At 60.0% G+C, this 16053-nt stretch carries 14 protein-coding genes; 12 read left to right on the top strand and 2 right to left on the bottom strand.

Annotated features, from left to right (window positions below):
- The first annotated feature begins 337 nt into the window (after positions 1 to 337).
- From xdhA to guaD, 5 genes are all read left to right on the top strand, one after another.
- Complete coding sequence (xdhA, locus tag ACZZ0Q_RS15585) at positions 338 to 1789, top strand: xanthine dehydrogenase small subunit (protein ID WP_463560735.1); 1452 nt, start codon at positions 338 to 340, stop codon at positions 1787 to 1789.
- Positions 1782 to 4178 carry a xanthine dehydrogenase molybdopterin binding subunit gene (gene xdhB / locus ACZZ0Q_RS15590; RefSeq protein WP_463541679.1) on the top strand — a complete coding sequence of 799 codons (2397 nt, stop codon included), beginning with the start codon at positions 1782 to 1784 and terminating at the stop codon, positions 4176 to 4178. The genes xdhA and xdhB overlap by 8 nt, the downstream gene beginning before the upstream one ends.
- A 112-nt stretch (positions 4179 to 4290) precedes the next feature.
- Complete coding sequence (locus ACZZ0Q_RS15595) at positions 4291 to 4458, top strand: hypothetical protein (protein WP_463541678.1); 168 nt, start codon at positions 4291 to 4293, stop codon at positions 4456 to 4458.
- Positions 4455 to 5288, top strand: a complete 834-nt coding sequence (xdhC, locus tag ACZZ0Q_RS15600; protein ID WP_463541677.1) for a xanthine dehydrogenase accessory protein XdhC — start codon at positions 4455 to 4457, stop codon at positions 5286 to 5288. The genes ACZZ0Q_RS15595 and xdhC overlap by 4 nt, the downstream gene beginning before the upstream one ends.
- Before the next feature lie 76 nt (positions 5289 to 5364).
- Positions 5365 to 6666, top strand: coding sequence for a guanine deaminase (gene guaD, locus ACZZ0Q_RS15605; protein WP_463541676.1), 1302 nt, complete (start codon positions 5365 to 5367; stop codon positions 6664 to 6666).
- A gap of 447 nt (positions 6667 to 7113) precedes the next feature.
- Here the strand turns inward: guaD and ACZZ0Q_RS15610 are convergent, their stop codons facing one another.
- Complete coding sequence (locus tag ACZZ0Q_RS15610; RefSeq protein WP_463542312.1) at positions 7114 to 7881, bottom strand: GntR family transcriptional regulator; 768 nt, start codon at positions 7879 to 7881, stop codon at positions 7114 to 7116.
- A 611-nt stretch (positions 7882 to 8492) separates the two neighbouring features.
- On the opposite strand from ACZZ0Q_RS15610, the gene ACZZ0Q_RS15615 reads away from it, so the two are divergent.
- Both ACZZ0Q_RS15615 and ACZZ0Q_RS15620 read left to right on the top strand, forming a co-directional pair.
- Positions 8493 to 9836 carry an NCS2 family permease gene (locus tag ACZZ0Q_RS15615; RefSeq protein ID WP_463541675.1) on the top strand — a complete coding sequence of 448 codons (1344 nt, stop codon included), beginning with the start codon at positions 8493 to 8495 and terminating at the stop codon, positions 9834 to 9836.
- A gap of 79 nt (positions 9837 to 9915) precedes the next feature.
- Complete coding sequence (locus ACZZ0Q_RS15620; RefSeq protein ID WP_463541674.1) at positions 9916 to 10545, top strand: LysE family translocator; 630 nt, start codon at positions 9916 to 9918, stop codon at positions 10543 to 10545.
- A gap of 148 nt (positions 10546 to 10693) precedes the next feature.
- Here ACZZ0Q_RS15620 and uraH read toward each other — a convergent pair whose 3' ends face one another.
- Positions 10694 to 11047: a hydroxyisourate hydrolase gene (gene uraH / locus ACZZ0Q_RS15625; RefSeq protein ID WP_463541673.1), complete on the bottom strand. Its 354-nt coding sequence runs from the start codon at positions 11045 to 11047 to the stop codon at positions 10694 to 10696.
- 406 nt (positions 11048 to 11453) lie between these two features.
- Between uraH and puuE the strand changes: the two genes are divergently transcribed.
- From puuE to ACZZ0Q_RS15650, 5 genes are all read left to right on the top strand, one after another.
- Positions 11454 to 12383 carry an allantoinase PuuE gene (puuE, locus tag ACZZ0Q_RS15630; protein WP_463541672.1) on the top strand — a complete coding sequence of 310 codons (930 nt, stop codon included), beginning with the start codon at positions 11454 to 11456 and terminating at the stop codon, positions 12381 to 12383.
- A complete protein-coding gene (gene uraD, locus ACZZ0Q_RS15635; protein ID WP_463541671.1) occupies positions 12380 to 12895 on the top strand; it encodes a 2-oxo-4-hydroxy-4-carboxy-5-ureidoimidazoline decarboxylase in 516 nt (171 codons plus the stop codon). The genes puuE and uraD overlap by 4 nt, the downstream gene beginning before the upstream one ends.
- Before the next feature lie 56 nt (positions 12896 to 12951).
- Positions 12952 to 13947, top strand: coding sequence for an allantoicase (alc, locus tag ACZZ0Q_RS15640; RefSeq protein WP_463541670.1), 996 nt, complete (start codon positions 12952 to 12954; stop codon positions 13945 to 13947).
- A 157-nt stretch (positions 13948 to 14104) separates the two neighbouring features.
- Complete coding sequence (locus tag ACZZ0Q_RS15645) at positions 14105 to 14608, top strand: ureidoglycolate lyase (RefSeq protein WP_463560737.1); 504 nt, start codon at positions 14105 to 14107, stop codon at positions 14606 to 14608.
- A 47-nt stretch (positions 14609 to 14655) separates the two neighbouring features.
- Positions 14656 to 15981 carry a urate hydroxylase PuuD gene (locus tag ACZZ0Q_RS15650; RefSeq protein ID WP_463541669.1) on the top strand — a complete coding sequence of 442 codons (1326 nt, stop codon included), beginning with the start codon at positions 14656 to 14658 and terminating at the stop codon, positions 15979 to 15981.
- The last annotated feature ends 72 nt before the right edge of the window (positions 15982 to 16053 follow it).

The following is a 16053-nucleotide window of genomic DNA, read 5'->3' on the forward strand; positions in this document are numbered from 1 at the left end:
AGTGGGGCAGATGCTAGAAACGCAACGATCAAAAATTCGTTAAAAAAACCTCAACGTTTGGTTGGCCGGAAAATACTTACAGCCAGGAAAGACCGGCCTTACGGCGCCGTCGGAAATCCCGGCTTGTCGGGCACGCAGATTGCTTGACCAAAGAGTCAAATATTTTATTGACCCAAAAGTCAGAATTCTCTAAATTCAGCCAAACAGACTCAACGGCTGTGCACCCCTCTACCGCTTGCGGGAGAGGGGCAGGGGGTGAGGGCAAGCCGTTACGCAAGCCTCACCCCGCCCAAACGTCGCGTGCCATAAAAAACAAGAAAGTGCCTGGAGGTCGTCCTTGATCCAGTTTTTACTCAATCGTGAGCTGCGCACCGAGCAGCGTCTCGACCCGAATGTCACCGTGCTGAATTACCTGCGTGAGCACCTGGCCAAACCCGGCACCAAGGAAGGCTGCGCTTCCGGCGACTGCGGCGCGTGCACCGTGGTGGTGGGCGAGTTGGACGAGTCGTCCGGCACCCCGCGCATTCGCTACCGCACGCTCAACTCCTGCCTTACGTTCGTTTCCTCGCTGCACGGCAAACAGTTGATCAGCGTTGAAGACCTCAAGCATCAAGGCCAACTGCACAGCGTTCAGCAAGCCATGGTCGATTGCCACGGCTCGCAATGCGGCTTCTGCACCCCAGGTTTTGTGATGTCGCTGTTCGCGCTGCAAAAAAACAGCGACGGCTTCGACAAGGCGCAAACCATGGAAGCCCTGGCCGGCAACCTGTGCCGCTGCACGGGCTACCGCCCGATCATCGACGCCGCCGAGCAAGCCTGCTGCCAGAAACAGCCGGACCAATTCGACGCTGCTGAAGCTGAAACCATCGCCAAGCTGCAAGCCATCGCCCCGCAAGAAACTGCCGAACTGAACAGCGGCGACAAGCGTTGCCTGCTGCCGCTGACCATTTCCGATCTCGCCGACCTTTACGCCGCCAACCCGCAAGCACGCCTGCTCGCCGGTGGTACCGACCTGGCGTTGGAAGTCACCCAGTTCCACCGCGAGCTGCCGGTGATGATCTACGTTGGCCACGTGGAAGCAATGAAACGCGTTGAGTTCACCGACGATGCCATCGAGATCGGCGCCGCTACACCGCTGTCCGACTGCTACGGCGCGTTAGCCAAGGAATACCCGGACTTCGGCGAACTGCTGCACCGCTTCGCCTCGCTGCAAATCCGTAACCAAGGCACCTTGGGCGGCAACATTGGCAACGCCTCGCCCATCGGCGACGCCCCGCCGCTGCTGATCGCCCTCGGCGCTCGTGTGGTGCTGCGCAAAGGCAACCAGAGCCGCAGCCTGCCGATCGAAGATTACTTCCTCGATTACAAAGTCACCGCTCGCCAGGAAGCCGAGTTCATCGAGAAAGTCGTGGTGCCGCGTCACCAGAGCAATCAGGCGTTCCGCGCTTACAAAGTGTCGAAACGTCTGGACGACGACATTTCCGCCGTGTGCGCCGCCTTCAACGTGGTGGTTGCCGATGGCGTGGTGCAAAGCGCCCGTGTCGCCTTTGGTGGCATGGCCGCCATTCCGAAACGCGCCGCCGCCTGCGAAGCCGCGCTGCAAGGCGCCAAGTGGAACGCGGATGTAATCGAACTGGCCTGCGACGCGCTGGCCAACGATTTCAGCCCGCTGAGCGACTTCCGCGCCAGCAAGGAATACCGCCTGCTCACCGCACAGAACCTGCTGCGTAAATTTTTCCTCGAGCTGCAAACTCCAGACGTCGAAACACGGGTGACCGCTTATGTCTAACCACCACGCCCCGAAAAGCCAGGAAGAACTGGCCGAACTGTTCCGTGCCGGCATCACCACCGGCGTAGGCCGCAGCGTTAAACACGAAAGCGCCGACAAGCATGTGTCGGGCGAAGCCGTATACGTTGACGACCGCCTGGAATTCCCCAATCAGCTGCACGTGTATGCCCGCCTGAGCGACCGCGCCCATGCTCGCGTGACGAAAATTGATGTGTCGCCCTGCTACCAAGTGCCAGGCGTGGCCATCGCCATCACCCATAAAGATGTGCCCGGCCTGCTCGACATCGGCGCCGTCGCGCCTGGCGATCCGCTGCTGGCCGACGGCCTGGTGCAGTACGTGGGTCAGGTAGTGATTGCCGTCGCCGCCGACACCCATGAAAACGCCCGCAAAGGCGCCATGGCTGCGATCATCGAATACGAAGACCTGGAACCGGTGCTCGACGTGGTCGAGGCACTACGCAACAAGCATTTCGTGCTCGACAGCCACCAGCACCGCATCGGCGATTCGGCCAGCAAGCTGGCCACCGCCCCGCGCCGCTTGCAGGGTTCGCTGCACATTGGCGGCCAGGAACACTTCTACCTGGAAACCCAGATTTCCTCGGTTATGCCCACCGAAGACGGCGGCATGATCGTCTACACCTCCACGCAAAATGCCACCGAAGTGCAGAAGCTGGTGGCCGAAGTGCTGGACGTACCGATGCACAAAGTGGTCATCGACATGCGCCGCATGGGCGGCGGTTTTGGCGGTAAGGAAACCCAGGCCGCGAGCCCGGCGTGTTTGTGCGCCGTGATCGCGCACCTGACCAAGCGCCCAACCAAAATGCGCTTGCCGCGCGTTGAAGACATGCAAATGACCGGCAAGCGCCATCCGTTCTACGTTGAGTACGACGTGGGCTTTGACGAAAACGGCCTGCTGCATGGCATCGAAATCGAACTGGCCGGCAACTGCGGCTACTCTCCGGACCTGTCGAACTCCATCGTCGACCGCGCCATGTTCCACTCTGACAACGCCTACTTCCTCGGCAACGCCACGGTGAACGGTCATCGCTGCAAGACCAACACCGCCTCGAACACCGCCTACCGCGGCTTCGGCGGCCCGCAGGGCATGGTCGCCATCGAGCAGATCATGGACCACATCGCCCGCGACCTCGGCAAAGACCCGCTGGAGGTGCGCAAGCTCAACTACTACGGCAAAACCGAGCGCAACGTTACGCACTACCACCAGACCGTCGAGCACAACGTTATCCACGAGATGACCGCCGAACTGGAAGCCAGCAGCGACTACGCCAAGCGCCGTATCGAAATTGCCGAATTCAACAAAACCAGCCCGATTCTGAAAAAAGGCCTGGCCCTGACGCCGGTTAAATTCGGCATCAGCTTTACCGCCAGCTTCCTCAACCAGGCCGGCGCGCTGATCCACATCTACACCGACGGCAGCATCCACCTGAACCACGGCGGCACCGAGATGGGCCAGGGTCTGAACACCAAAGTGGCGCAGATCGTTGCCGAGGTGTTGCAGGTGGACATCGCCCGCATCCAGATCACCGCCACCAACACCGACAAGGTGCCTAACACCTCGCCGACTGCGGCCTCCAGCGGCGCCGACCTCAACGGCATGGCGGCCAAGAATGCGGCGGAAACCATCAAGGCGCGCCTGGTGGATTTCCTCACCCGCGAATACCGCGTGACGCCGGAAGACATCGAATTCCGTAACGGCCAGGTGCGCGTGCGCGATCAGTACCTGTCGTTTGAAGAAATGATTCAGAAGGCCTACTTCGGGCAGATTTCCCTATCGGCCACCGGTTTCTACCGCACGCCGAAAATCTTCTACGACCGCAGCAAGGCAGCGGGTCGGCCGTTCTACTACTTCGCCTATGGCGCGGCGTGCATTGAAGTGATCGTCGACACCCTCACCGGCGAATACAAATTCCTACGCGGCGACATCCTCCACGACGTGGGCGATTCGCTGAACCCGGCCATCGACATTGGCCAGGTGGAAGGCGCGTTCGTGCAAGGCCTGGGTTGGCTGACCATGGAAGAGCTGGTGTGGAACGCCAAGGGCAAGCTGATGACCAACGGCCCGGCGAGTTACAAGATTCCCGCCATCGCCGACATGCCGCTGGACCTGCGCGTGAAACTGGTGGAAAACCGCAAGAACCCGGAAGACACCGTGTTCCACTCCAAAGCCGTGGGCGAGCCGCCGTTCATGCTCGGCATCGCCGCCTGGTGCGCCATCAAAGACGCCGTCGCCAGCCTGGCTGACTACCGCGTACAACCCCTAATCGACGCCCCCGCTACACCGGAGCGCGTGCTGTGGGGTGTGGAGCAGATGAGGAAGGTGATGAAGGAACAGAAAGCCAAGGCTTCGGCCGCAGTCGAGACCGCCTAACGCAAACCACTGTAGGAGCGGCTTTAGCCGCGATGCTCGCGAGATAACAAGCATCGCGGCTAAAGCCGCTCCTACAGGAACGAAGATTGACCAATAAAACCGGTGAACAACAATGACAACACACACCGCACAGACAACCGCCCCAGCCGCACCGCAGAGCCCCGAAGCCCTGCCGCGTCTGGTGTTACTGGAACAGCCCGCCACCGCCTCGAAAGCCGATGACGACTGGCGCCTGTCCCGTTCCGCAACACCGCTTCGCACCTGGAGGCTGAGCAAATGAGCTGGATCAGCGCCCTCGCCGACTTGCAGCAACAGGGGCAACCCTGCGTGCTGGTGACCATCATCGAAGAACTGGGTTCTACGCCGCGCAATGCCGGTTCGAAGATGGTCGTCACTGCCGACCGCATCTACGAAACCGTGGGCGGCGGGCACTTGGAATTCAAGGCGATGGAGCTGGCCCGCGAGATGCTCGCCAACCGCACCCAGGACACCCGCCTGGAACGCTTCAGCCTTGGCGCCAGCCTCGGCCAATGCTGCGGCGGCGCCACGGTGCTGCTGTTCGAGCCCATGGGCCAGCCGCAAGCGCAAATCGCCGTGTTCGGCGCGGGCCACGTCGGCCGCGCGTTGGTGCCGCTGCTGGCGAGCCTGCCCTGCAAGGTGCGCTGGATCGATTCGCGGGAAAACGAGTTTCCCGAACACATTCCTCAAGGCGCCACGAAAGTGCTGAACGACGAGGTGGTCGATGAGGTGGAAAACATGCCGCCCGGCAGTTACTTCATCGTCATGACCCACAACCACCAGCTCGACCTGGAACTGACCGCCGCCATCCTCAAGCGCAACGACTTCGCCTACTACGGCCTGATCGGTTCGCAAACCAAGCGGGTGAAGTTTGAACACCGTCTGCGTGATCGCGGCTTCAGCGCCGAGGTGATGCAGAAAATGCGCTGCCCCATGGGCATTGCCGAAGTGAAAGGCAAGCTGCCCATCGAGATTGCCGTGTCCATCGCTGGCGAGGTGATCGCCACCTATAACGCCAAATTTGGCCAGGGTGAAAAGAGCGGCGAAAGCGTCGCCAAACTGCTGCCCGCCTCGCGTCGCGCCAAGGCGTAGACCGCTTTATCGGGCTGAGCCGCACGCGACGCCCAACGACACCGCATACCAATAAATACGTACAACGAGACTGCCCATGACAAGCCACGTGAAAGCCTACCGCGCCGCCATCCTGCACAGCATTGCCGACCCCGCCCTGGTGGGCGACGCGCAGTCCTATGAGTATTTCGAAGATGGCGTGCTGGTGGTCGACAATGGCCACGTCGCCAAGGTCGGCCACGCCAAGGATCTGCTGCCCACGCTCAACGGCGTGGAAGTGATCGAATACCGCGACGCGCTGATCACCCCGGGCTTTATTGACACCCACATCCACTACCCGCAAACCGGCATGATCGCCGCCTATGGCGAGCAGTTGCTGGACTGGCTGAACACCTACACCTTCCCCACCGAAAAACAATTCGCCGACCCGGCTCACGCCGCCGATGTCGCGAATATTTTCCTCAAGGAACTGCTGCGTAACGGCACCACCACCGCCCTGGTATTTGCCAGCGTGCACAAGCAATCGGTGGACGCCTTCTTCACCGCCAGCGAGGCGCTGAACCTGCGCATGATCGCCGGTAAAGTGATGATGGACCGCAACGCCCCGGACTACCTGACCGACACCGCGCAGTCGAGCTACGACGACAGCAAAGCGCTGATTGAGCGCTGGCACGGCAAGGCGCGTTTGCACTACGCCGTGACCCCGCGCTTCGCCCCGACCAGCACGCCCGAACAGCTCACCGCTGCCGGCAAGTTGCTGCAGGAATACGACGGGCTGTACATGCACACGCACTTGTCCGAGAACGTCGACGAAATTGCGTGGGTTAAGTCGCTGTTCCCGCAGCAGAAAGGCTATTTGGATGTGTACGACCACTTCCAACTGCTCAGCGAGCGCTCAATGTTCGCCCACGGTGTGCACCTGTGCGACGAGGAATGCCAGCGCCTGGCAGAAACCGGTTCCGCTGTGTCGCACTGCCCTACCTCGAACCTGTTTCTGGGCAGCGGCCTGTTCAACCTCAAGCAGGCTGAACAGTTCGGCGTGAACGTAGGCCTGGGCACCGACGTTGGCGCGGGCACCAGCTTCTCCATGCTGCAAACCTTGAACGAGGCCTACAAAGTGCAGCAGTTGCAGCGCAACAAACTGAGCCCGTTCAAATCGCTGTACCTCGCCACCCTGGGCGGCGCTCAGGCCCTGCGCCTGGACGACAAAATCGGCAGCTTCGCCAGCGGCAACGACGCCGACTTCATCGTGCTCGACTACCACGCCACGCCGCTGCTGTCCTACCGCTTGCAGCAGGCCAAGGATTTGGAAGAGAAACTGTTTGTGCTGATGACCATTGGTGATGATCGTGCCGTGAAGGAAACGTTTGCGGCTGGGCAGAGTGTGCATAAGCGCTGAAGGCGATTGCTGGCAGGTTTCGTGGTTGACCGACAACTACGGTCAGTCCCCTCTCCCGCTTGCGGGAGAGGGGCAGGGTGAGGGCAGCGATGTTCGACTCATCCAAAACTCTGGATCCCGAATCGTCGGACCGCCGCGTGCGCGAGGATGACGGATGTTTAAACTGCGCGCACATATTCCTGTGGGAGCGGCTGGGCGGCATTCCGATTAGCCGCGATGCTTTTGATATGTGTCGCCGAGACCGTCATGCGCGGACCGATCGCACCCACAATCAGTCCCCTCTCCCGCTTGCGGGAGAGGGTTAGGGAGAGGGCAGCGATGTCCGACTCATCCCAGATTCTGGATTCCGAATCGTCGGACCAATCACCCTAACCCGCCGCACCGGCGCTCCAAGTAAGCCCCAAAAAAAACCGCCCAATGAGGCGGTTTTTTTATACCGAAAACAACCTACCGAGGCGCCGCCGAGCGCGGTGCCTTCTTCTTGGTTTGCAGCAAGTGCGAGAACACCGCATGCAAATCATCCGAGGCGCTGTCTTCGTCGAGGTTGAGCTTGCTGTCGATGTGATCCATGTGATGCATCATCAGGCTCACAGCCTTCGTCACGTCACGCGCTTCGATGGCGTCGATCAACTGATTGTGCTCATCGTAGGAACAGTGCGAGCGGCTGCCGCTTTCGTACTGGGCGATGATCAACGAGGTCTGCGACACCAGGCTGCGCTGGAAGCTGATCAGCGGCGCGTTCTTCGCAGCTTCGGCCAGTTTCAAATGGAATTCGCCGGAAAGACGAATGCCAGCACCACGATCCCCACGGGAAAAGCTCGCTTGCTCATCCGCCACCATCTGGCGCAATTCAGCCAGTTGCTCGGCGCTGGCGTGTTCGACGGCCAGTTCGGTAATGGCGCGTTCAACCAGGCGGCGCGAGTAGAAAATCTGTCGTGCATCTTCAACGCTTGGGCTGGCCACCACGGCGCCACGGTTGGGGCGCAACAGCACCACACTTTCGTGAGCCAGGCGCGACAGCGCGCGACGAATAATGGTGCGGCTTACGCCGAAGATTTCGCCCAACGCTTCTTCGCTCAGCTTGGTGCCGGGCGCCAGGCGCTGTTCCAGAATCGCATCAAAAATATGCGCGTAAACGACGTCATCCTGAGTGCCGCTGTGGCTGGCTTTGCCAGTACGCGGTTGCTTCTTGAGGGGCTGCAATTGTTCGTTCATTCGGGCTCGCGTCAGAAGTTCTGCGGTCATGCGCGACTCTACTGCTTCTCCCCCCTGGGCTGGCAAGCCTCGGCGGGTAAATAGAGAGGGTAAAAATACCGGCGCATTGTACACAATCTAGCCAGCAGCTCCTAACGGAGCGCACGAGACGTCAGAGAGATCACCAGCCAAATACAGACCCCACCTACAGCCGTCTTAGTTTTTTCGGGCGTAACCGGACAAAAACGCCGGCGTTTTTACGCTTAAAACGTCCCTAGCCAGCTGTAACCGAGGCGCGAATGGCCACTCCTCACCCGACCACCCCATACGCCAAAAATCTATACGCCATTGATTATTAACGGATTAAACCAAAAGCATCGCCGGAACTGTCGCGTACAATCCGCTTATCCCTTCGCGAACAATCAATCCGTTCGTTTTGCGCAACAATAAAAACATTAATTGCTTTTTTTGTATACAAACGCATAATCGCGCTCGAGTGACTTCCTGACCAAAGAGTCAACAAAGCACCTGCAAGCGCACCACGTAAGCCACCTACCTCAGAGCACCGCCACCCTTCTTACAGGCGCGCAGTACTCGGTGACCAAAATAAGAGAAATGAGGAGTACCCCGCTGTGGAAAGCACCAAACAAGAACAACTTTATGCTGCGAAGCCCGCGCGCACTGGCCTGTTGGAACGGCTGTTCAAGCTGTCCTTTCATGGCACCACTGTCAAAACCGAGCTCGCCGCCGGCCTGACTACGTTTATCACCATGGCGTACATCATTTTCGTTAACCCCAACATCATGGCCGACGCCGGCATTGATCACGGTGCGGCCTTCGTGGCCACCTGTATCGCCGCCGCGTTCGGTTGCTTCCTTATGGGGCTCTACGCCAACTGGCCGGTCGGCCTGGCGCCGGGCATGGGGCTGAACGCGTTCTTCACCTACACCGTGGTCGGCACCATGGGCTACAGCTGGCAGATCGCGCTGGGGGCGGTATTCCTCTCGGGCATTCTGTTTATGATTCTGACCTTCTCGCGCATCCGCGAATGGCTGCTCAACAGCATTCCGGCGAGCCTGCGGTTTGCCATGGGCGCCGGGGTTGGTCTGTTTCTCGGGCTGATCGGGTTGAAGACGGCAGGCATTGTGGTGGCCAGCCCTGAAACCTTGCTGAAGATGGGCGACCTCACCGCCGCTGGCCCGCTGCTGGCTGCCATCTGCTTTCTGATGATTGCGGTGCTGGAATACCACCGCGTGTTCGGCGGCATTCTGATCAGCATTCTTACCGTCACGCTGGCGGGCTGGGGTCTGGGTATCGTCGAGTTCGGCGGCATCTTCTCCATGCCACCGAGCCTGGCGCCAACCTGGCTGGCGATGGACATTTCCGGCGCCCTTAACGTCGGCATGATCAGCGTGGTGTTGGCCTTCCTGTTCGTGCACATGTTCGACACCGCCGGCACCCTGATGGGCGTGGCGCAACGGGCGAACCTGGTGGACGAAAACGGCCATATCGAAAACCTCAGCCGCGCCATGAAGGCAGACAGTACCTCCAGCGCCTTCGGTGCCCTGGTGGGCTGCCCGCCGGTGACCAGCTACGTAGAAAGCGCCGCTGGCGTGGCTTCGGGCGGTCGTACAGGGCTCACGGCGGTAACCGTTGGCGTGCTGTTTATTGCCGCGATGTTCTTCGCCCCGCTGGCCGGCATGATTCCCGCCTACGCCACGGCCGGTGCGTTGATTTACGTGGCCATGTTGATGATGAGCGGCATGGCGCACATCGACTGGGACGACCACACCAACACCATCCCGGCGATTATCACCGTTGTAATGATGCCGCTGACCTTCTCGGTTACCGACGGCCTGGCCATGGGCTTTATCACCTACGTGGTGCTCAAGCTGGCCACCGGCAAACACAAGGAAATCACCCCGAGCCTGTACGTGCTGGCGATTATCTGCGCACTGAAATTCGCCTTCTTGTAATCTTCGCCAACGCTCAAAACTGCTCCACGAGCCCCGACGTTAAAGCGTCGGGGCTTTTCTACATCTGAAGAGGCCCGCAATGAACCTGGACACCTGGCTGTTATTTAGCAGCGCCGCGCTGATCGTCATTCTGATTCCCGGCCCGTTGTCGCTGTTAATGGTCAGCAACAGCCTGAACTACGGCTTGCGCCGCTCAGCACCGGCCTTTCTCGGTGGCGTCAGCGCCTCCATCTGCCTGCTCAGCGCTTCCGCACTCGGCCTCGGCGCCCTGCTGCTGGCGTCGGAAAAACTGTTCAGCATGCTGAAAGTGCTGGGCGCGTTGTACCTGTTCTACCTCGCCTACCAGAGCTGGCAAGAGTCGCGCGAAGCGGCGAAACCGGCCAAGGCTGACGACCAACCGCTGACCGCACCGAGCCGGCGCAGCATGTTTCTGAAAGCGTTTGGTTTGGGCGCGAGCAACCCGAAAGACATCCTGTTCTTCGCCGCCTTTCTGCCGCAGTTCATCAGCGCCGATCAGCCCATGGGCAATCAGCTGATGGTGATGATTGCCACCTGGGCGGCATTGGATTTGGGCTGCAAGTTGTTCTACGGCCTGAGCGCACGCGGCGCTGCGACATTTTTGCGTTCGGGCAAGGGGCAGGTGTGGTTTAACCGGGTCAGCGCGGGGTTGTTTGCGGGGGCGGGGACGGCTTCGTTGTTGAGTCGCTGAGGAAGCGGCTGAGAAGTCGCGATGCTGGTGGATCAAGAGCATCGCGACTGAAGTCGCTCCTACACGAATGTTGCCATCCGCAGCAGCGCCGGACCCGCCACTCCCCCTGTAGGAGCGACTTCAGTCGCGATGCTCTTGATCTAACGTTCTAGCTACCGCGATACGTCGAATAGCTATACGGCGAAATCAGCAGCGGCACATGGTAGTGGTCCTGGCCGGCATCGATGCCGAAGCGCAACACCACCACATCCAGGAACGCGGGTTCTGGCAATTGCACACCACGGGCGCGGTAATAATCGCCGGCGTGGAAATGCAGCTGATAAACGCCCGAAGCGTAGTCCTCACCCTGTAGCACTGGCGAGTCGCAACGACCGTCGTCATTGGTGTGCAGGGTGTTGATCAACACCACGGACGACCCTTCTACGCGATACAGCTCAACTTTGATATTGCTACCTGGGCAGCCGTGAGCGGCGTCCAAAACATGCGTGGTTAAACGTCCCATCGGTTCCGGGCAACTGCGCCAAACGCAGCCGCCGCGCCTCCTCTATGCAGGTGAATTCGGAGCGCCACACCAGCCACAGGCCTGGGCGCGGCTTGGAGCATAGCATGTGCGCCTGAAATTTCGAGACATTCCACGAAGAAATTGTACACAATCAATGCCAACAATTTTCCTGCGCGCGAGCTGCCCAATCCGAGCGCGTCCGTTTCTTGGACGCACTGCCTTGGCGCACCGCAAGGTTAAGGGCGGGCGTTGAGCTACGCTGAAAGGCATCACGTAAACGGAAAAAACAGCGAAATTTTCCATTTACAAAACACCTATCACTTTGTATACAATCAGCCCATCACGGTTGCCCACGCTTACCCAGCGTTCTCTGCGACCGCACCATTCATAAGAAGGAACACCTGCAGTGAGCGCTGACTACCCTCGCGACCTGATCGGTTACGGCAACGACATCCCCCATCCGCATTGGCCGGGCAACGCCCGCATCGCCATTTCCTTTGTGCTCAATTACGAGGAAGGCGGCGAGCGCAACGTGTTGCACGGCGATAAAGAGTCCGAGGCGTTTCTCTCGGAAATGGTTGCCGCTCAGCCGCTGCAAGGCGAGCGCAACATGAGCATGGAGTCGTTGTACGAATACGGCAGCCGCGCCGGGGTATGGCGCATTCTCAAGCTGTTCGAGAAAACCGGTATTCCGCTCACTGTGTTTGCCGTGGCCATGGCCGCGCAACGCCACCCGGATTTGATTCGCGCCATGGCCGCTGCGGGCCACGAAATTTGCAGCCACGGCTACCGCTGGATCGACTACCAGTACATGGACGAAGCGCAAGAGCGCGAGCACATGCTGGAGGCCATTCGCATCATTACTGAAATTACCGGTGAACGCCCGCTGGGCTGGTACACCGGCCGCACCGGGCCGAACACCCGGCGCCTGGTGATGGAGGAAGGCGGCTTCCTCTATGACTCCGACACCTACGACGACGACCTGCCCTATTGGGAACAGAACAACCCGACTGGCAAAGCCCATCTGGTGATTCCGTACACCCTCGACACCAACGACATGCGCTTCACCCAGGTGCAGGGTTTCAACAGCGGCGATGACTTTTTCAACTACCTCAAAGACGCCTTCGACGTGCTCTACGCCGAAGGTGCCGAGGCGCCGAAAATGCTGTCCATCGGCCTGCATTGCCGCCTGATTGGCCGCCCTGCCCGCCTGGCCTCATTGCAGCGCTTTATCGAATACGTGCAGGGCTTCGAACAGGTGTGGTTCGCCCGCCGCGTCGACATCGCCCGCCACTGGCACGCCACTCACCCCTTCAGCCAAGAGAGCGCGAAATGAGCCGCTTCCAGACCCTGACGCCTTCCACACTGAGCCGCGAAGATTTCGTGCGCGCCTTTGCCGATATCTACGAGCATTCGCCGTGGGTGGCCGAGAAAGCCTACGACCTGGGCGCCGACAGCAGCCTTGACGACATCGAGGGCCTGCACAGCCGCATGGCCGACATCCTGCTCAGCGCCGATCACGCCGCCCAGTTGGCACTGATCAACGCTCACCCGGACCTCGCCGGCAAAGCCGCCGTGCGCGGCGAATTGACAGAAGCCAGCACCTCGGAGCAATCCGGTGCGGGCATCCACGAATGCACGGCTGAAGAGTTTCAACGCTTCACCGAGCTGAACGACGCCTACAAAGCGAAGTTCGCGTTTCCCTTCATCATGGCGGTCAAGGGCAGCAATCGGCACCAGATTCTCGCAGCGTTCGAGGAGCGCATTCACAACTCCAAGGAAGCAGAGTTCGAGCGGGCGCTGGCCGAAATCAACAAGATCGCGCTGTTCCGTTTGCAGACCCTATAAGGCCTGCAGTTCCTGACGCCGCCACCTCTCCCCGCCCCATCTAAGGCAGACAAACAATGAAAGCTTACGCCGTACCCTTCGAGAAATACGTCAACCTCGCCGACGCCCGCCTGGGCACCAAGGCCATCTCGGTTACCGATGACTGGTTCGCCGACGTCAACCGCCTGTTCCAGCCGACTCCGGCCGTGTGGAAGGAGGGCGTGTTCGATGACAACGGCAAGTGGATGGACGGCTGGGAATCGCGCCGCAAGCGCTTCGAAGGCTACGACAGCGCGGTGATCAAACTCGGCGTGCCGGGCTCGATCAAGGGTGTGGACATCGACACCAGCTTCTTCACCGGTAACTTCCCGCCATCGGCGTCCCTGGAAGGCTGCTTTGTAGCCGAAGGCGACCCGAGCGACAGCACCGAGTGGACCGAAGTATTGGGCGCTGTGGAGCTGAAAGGCGACAGCCACCACTACCACGAAATCGCCAGCAGCCAGGCGTTCACTCACCTGCGCTTCAACATCTACCCGGACGGCGGCGTGGCGCGTCTGCGCGTATACGGCGTGCCGTTCCGTGACTGGTCGAACGTGGGCGACAACGAACAGGTCGACCTGGCCAGCGCCTTGAACGGCGGCCGTGCCTTGGCCTGCTCCGACGAACACTTCGGCCGTATGAGCAATATCCTCAACCCGGGCCGTGGCATCAACATGGGCGACGGCTGGGAAACCGCACGCCGCCGCACGCCAGGCAATGACTGGGTCATCGTCGCGCTGGGCCACCCGGGCGAAATCGAACGCATCGTGGTCGACACCCTGCACTTCAAAGGCAACTACCCGGACAGCTGCTCGATTCAAGGCGCGTTCGTTAAAGGCGGCACCGACAGCCAGATCGAAACCCAAAGCCTGTTCTGGCGCGAACTGCTGCCAAGCCAGAAACTGCAAATGCACGCCGAGCACGAATTCGCCGAGCAGATCAAAGCCTTGGGCCCGATCACCCACGTACGTTTGAACGTGTTCCCGGATGGTGGTGTTAGTCGTCTGCGGTTGTTTGGCAAGGTTGCGAAATAACACACGGTCAGTCCCCTCTCCCTCAGGGAGAGGGTTAGGGTGAGGGGCTTTTGCGGGTCAAGATTCGCGTTTGACTCAGCCCTCACCCCCAGCCCCTCTCCCGCACGCGGGAGAGGGGAGCTTTAAAGCCTCACTCACGAATAATGTAGAAACCAACATGCGCACACTGATCATCGAACCGCTAACCAAAGAAGCCTTCGCCCCGTTCGGGGACGTCATCGAAACCGAGGGCAGCGACTATTTCATGATCAACAACGGTTCTACCCGCCGCTATCACAAGCTAGCGACGGTTGAGACGGCGCAGCCGGATGACAAGGCGATCATTAGTATTTTCAGCGCTGAAAAGCTGGAATACCCGCTCACCATCGGCATGTTGGAGCGCCATCCGCAGGGCAGTCAGGCGTTTATTCCGCTGCTCGGCAATCCCTTTCTGATCGTGGTCGCGCCACTTGGCGATGCACCTGTATCAGGTTTGGTCCGTGCTTTTGTCAGCAATGGCAAGCAGGGCATTAATTACCATCGCGGCGTTTGGCACCACCCGGTGCTGACGATCGAAAAGCGGGATGACTTCCTGGTGGTTGATCGCAGCGGTTCTGGCAACAACTGCGATGAGCATTTTTTTACCGAGGATGAACAGGTTCTCCTCAACCCCCACCAATAAGAGAAGCTCGGCAGCCGGCCAGCCGGTTCCGGGAAGAGGTAAACACTGTGGAAGCACATTTGATTGAATGGGCGAACCTGGCGGTGCGCTGGGTTCACATGATTGTCGGCATCGCCTGGATCGGTGCGTCGTTCTATTTCGTCTGGCTGGAAAACAACCTCAACCGCGCCAATCCGCGTGATGGCCTGGCCGGTGATTTGTGGGCGATTCACGGTGGCGGTATTTACCACCTGGAAAAATACAAACTCGCCCCGCCGAAAATGCCGGACAACCTGCATTGGTTCAAATGGGAAGCCTATTGGACCTGGATGTCGGGCGTTACCCTGCTGCTGATCGTCTATTACCTCAACCCTTCGCTGTACCTGATTGCGCCCGGTAGCGACCTCAGCCCAGCGGCCGCCATCGCCATCGGCGTGGGTTCGCTGGTCAGCGGCTGGTTTATCTACAACTTCCTGTGCGACTCGGCGCTGGGTAAACAACCGGCCCTGCTCGGCCTGGTGCTGTTTGTTCTGTTGGTGGCCGCAGCGTTTGGCCTGAGCCAGGTATTCAGCGGGCGCGGTGCGTACATCCATGTCGGCGCCATCATCGGCACCATCATGGTCGGTAACGTGTTCAACACGATCATGCCGGCCCAGCGCGCGTTGGTGAAAGCCATCGAAGAAAATCGCACGCCCGACCCGGCCCTGCCGGCCAAAGGCCTGCTGCGTTCGCGCCACAACAACTACTTCACCTTGCCGGTGCTGTTCATCATGATCAGCAACCACTTCCCGAGCACCTACGGCAGCCACTACAACTGGCTGATCCTGTCGGGCATCGCGGTATTGGCCGTCATCGTGCGTCACTACTTCAACACCCGTCACCACAGCAACAGCTTCAGCTGGGCCCTGCCGGCCGGCGCGTTGGGCATGATTTGCCTGGCCTTCGTAACCGGCCCGAGCCTGTCGAGCATGAGCGGTGCGGGCAATGAGCAAGCCGCCAAAGCCGTCGAATACCAACCGCTGCCCGCCACCGCCATTGGCCGCAAGACGGCCAAGGAAACCGCCGACGAAGCCGCCAAGCAGCCAGCGCCAGCCGAGCAACCGGTAGCCCAGGCCAGCGCGCCAGCCGGCGCTCCTGGGTTCGACAAAGTGCATGAAGTGATTCAAGTGCGTTGCGCGGTCTGCCACTCGGCCAAGCCCACCAACAGCATGTTCAGTGCGGCGCCAGCCGGGGTGATGTTCGACACGCCTCAGCAGATCCAGCAAATGGCCCCGCGTATTCAGGCGCAGGCTGTGGCGACCCAAGCCATGCCGCTGGGCAACCTGACCCAGATGACGCCGCAAGAGCGGGAGTTGATTGGGGCGTGGATTGCCAAGGGTGCGCAGGTGAACTGAGTGTTCCGCTAATAAAAAACCGCGCCTCGTGCGCGGTTTTTTTATTCATGGTTTTTTGTAACGGCTTGCCCT

The organism is Pseudomonas sp. AC070, from assembly GCF_979258635.1.

Excerpts from the sequence above, each read along its gene's own strand:
- ACZZ0Q_RS15645 (WP_463560737.1), top strand. The coding sequence starts at position 14,105 with ATGCGCACACTGATCATCGAACCGCTAACCAAAGAAGCCTTCGCCCCG.
- guaD (WP_463541676.1), top strand. The coding sequence starts at position 5,365 with ATGACAAGCCACGTGAAAGCCTACCGCGCCGCCATCCTGCACAGCATT.
- ACZZ0Q_RS15610 (WP_463542312.1), bottom strand. The coding sequence starts at position 7,881 with ATGAACGAACAATTGCAGCCCCTCAAGAAGCAACCGCGTACTGGCAAA.
- xdhB (WP_463541679.1), top strand. The coding sequence starts at position 1,782 with ATGTCTAACCACCACGCCCCGAAAAGCCAGGAAGAACTGGCCGAACTG.
- ACZZ0Q_RS15595 (WP_463541678.1), top strand. The coding sequence starts at position 4,291 with ATGACAACACACACCGCACAGACAACCGCCCCAGCCGCACCGCAGAGC.
- uraH (WP_463541673.1), bottom strand. The coding sequence starts at position 11,047 with ATGGGACGTTTAACCACGCATGTTTTGGACGCCGCTCACGGCTGCCCA.
- alc (WP_463541670.1), top strand. The coding sequence starts at position 12,952 with ATGAAAGCTTACGCCGTACCCTTCGAGAAATACGTCAACCTCGCCGAC.
- uraD (WP_463541671.1), top strand. The coding sequence starts at position 12,380 with ATGAGCCGCTTCCAGACCCTGACGCCTTCCACACTGAGCCGCGAAGAT.
- ACZZ0Q_RS15620 (WP_463541674.1), top strand. The coding sequence starts at position 9,916 with ATGAACCTGGACACCTGGCTGTTATTTAGCAGCGCCGCGCTGATCGTC.
- xdhC (WP_463541677.1), top strand. The coding sequence starts at position 4,455 with ATGAGCTGGATCAGCGCCCTCGCCGACTTGCAGCAACAGGGGCAACCC.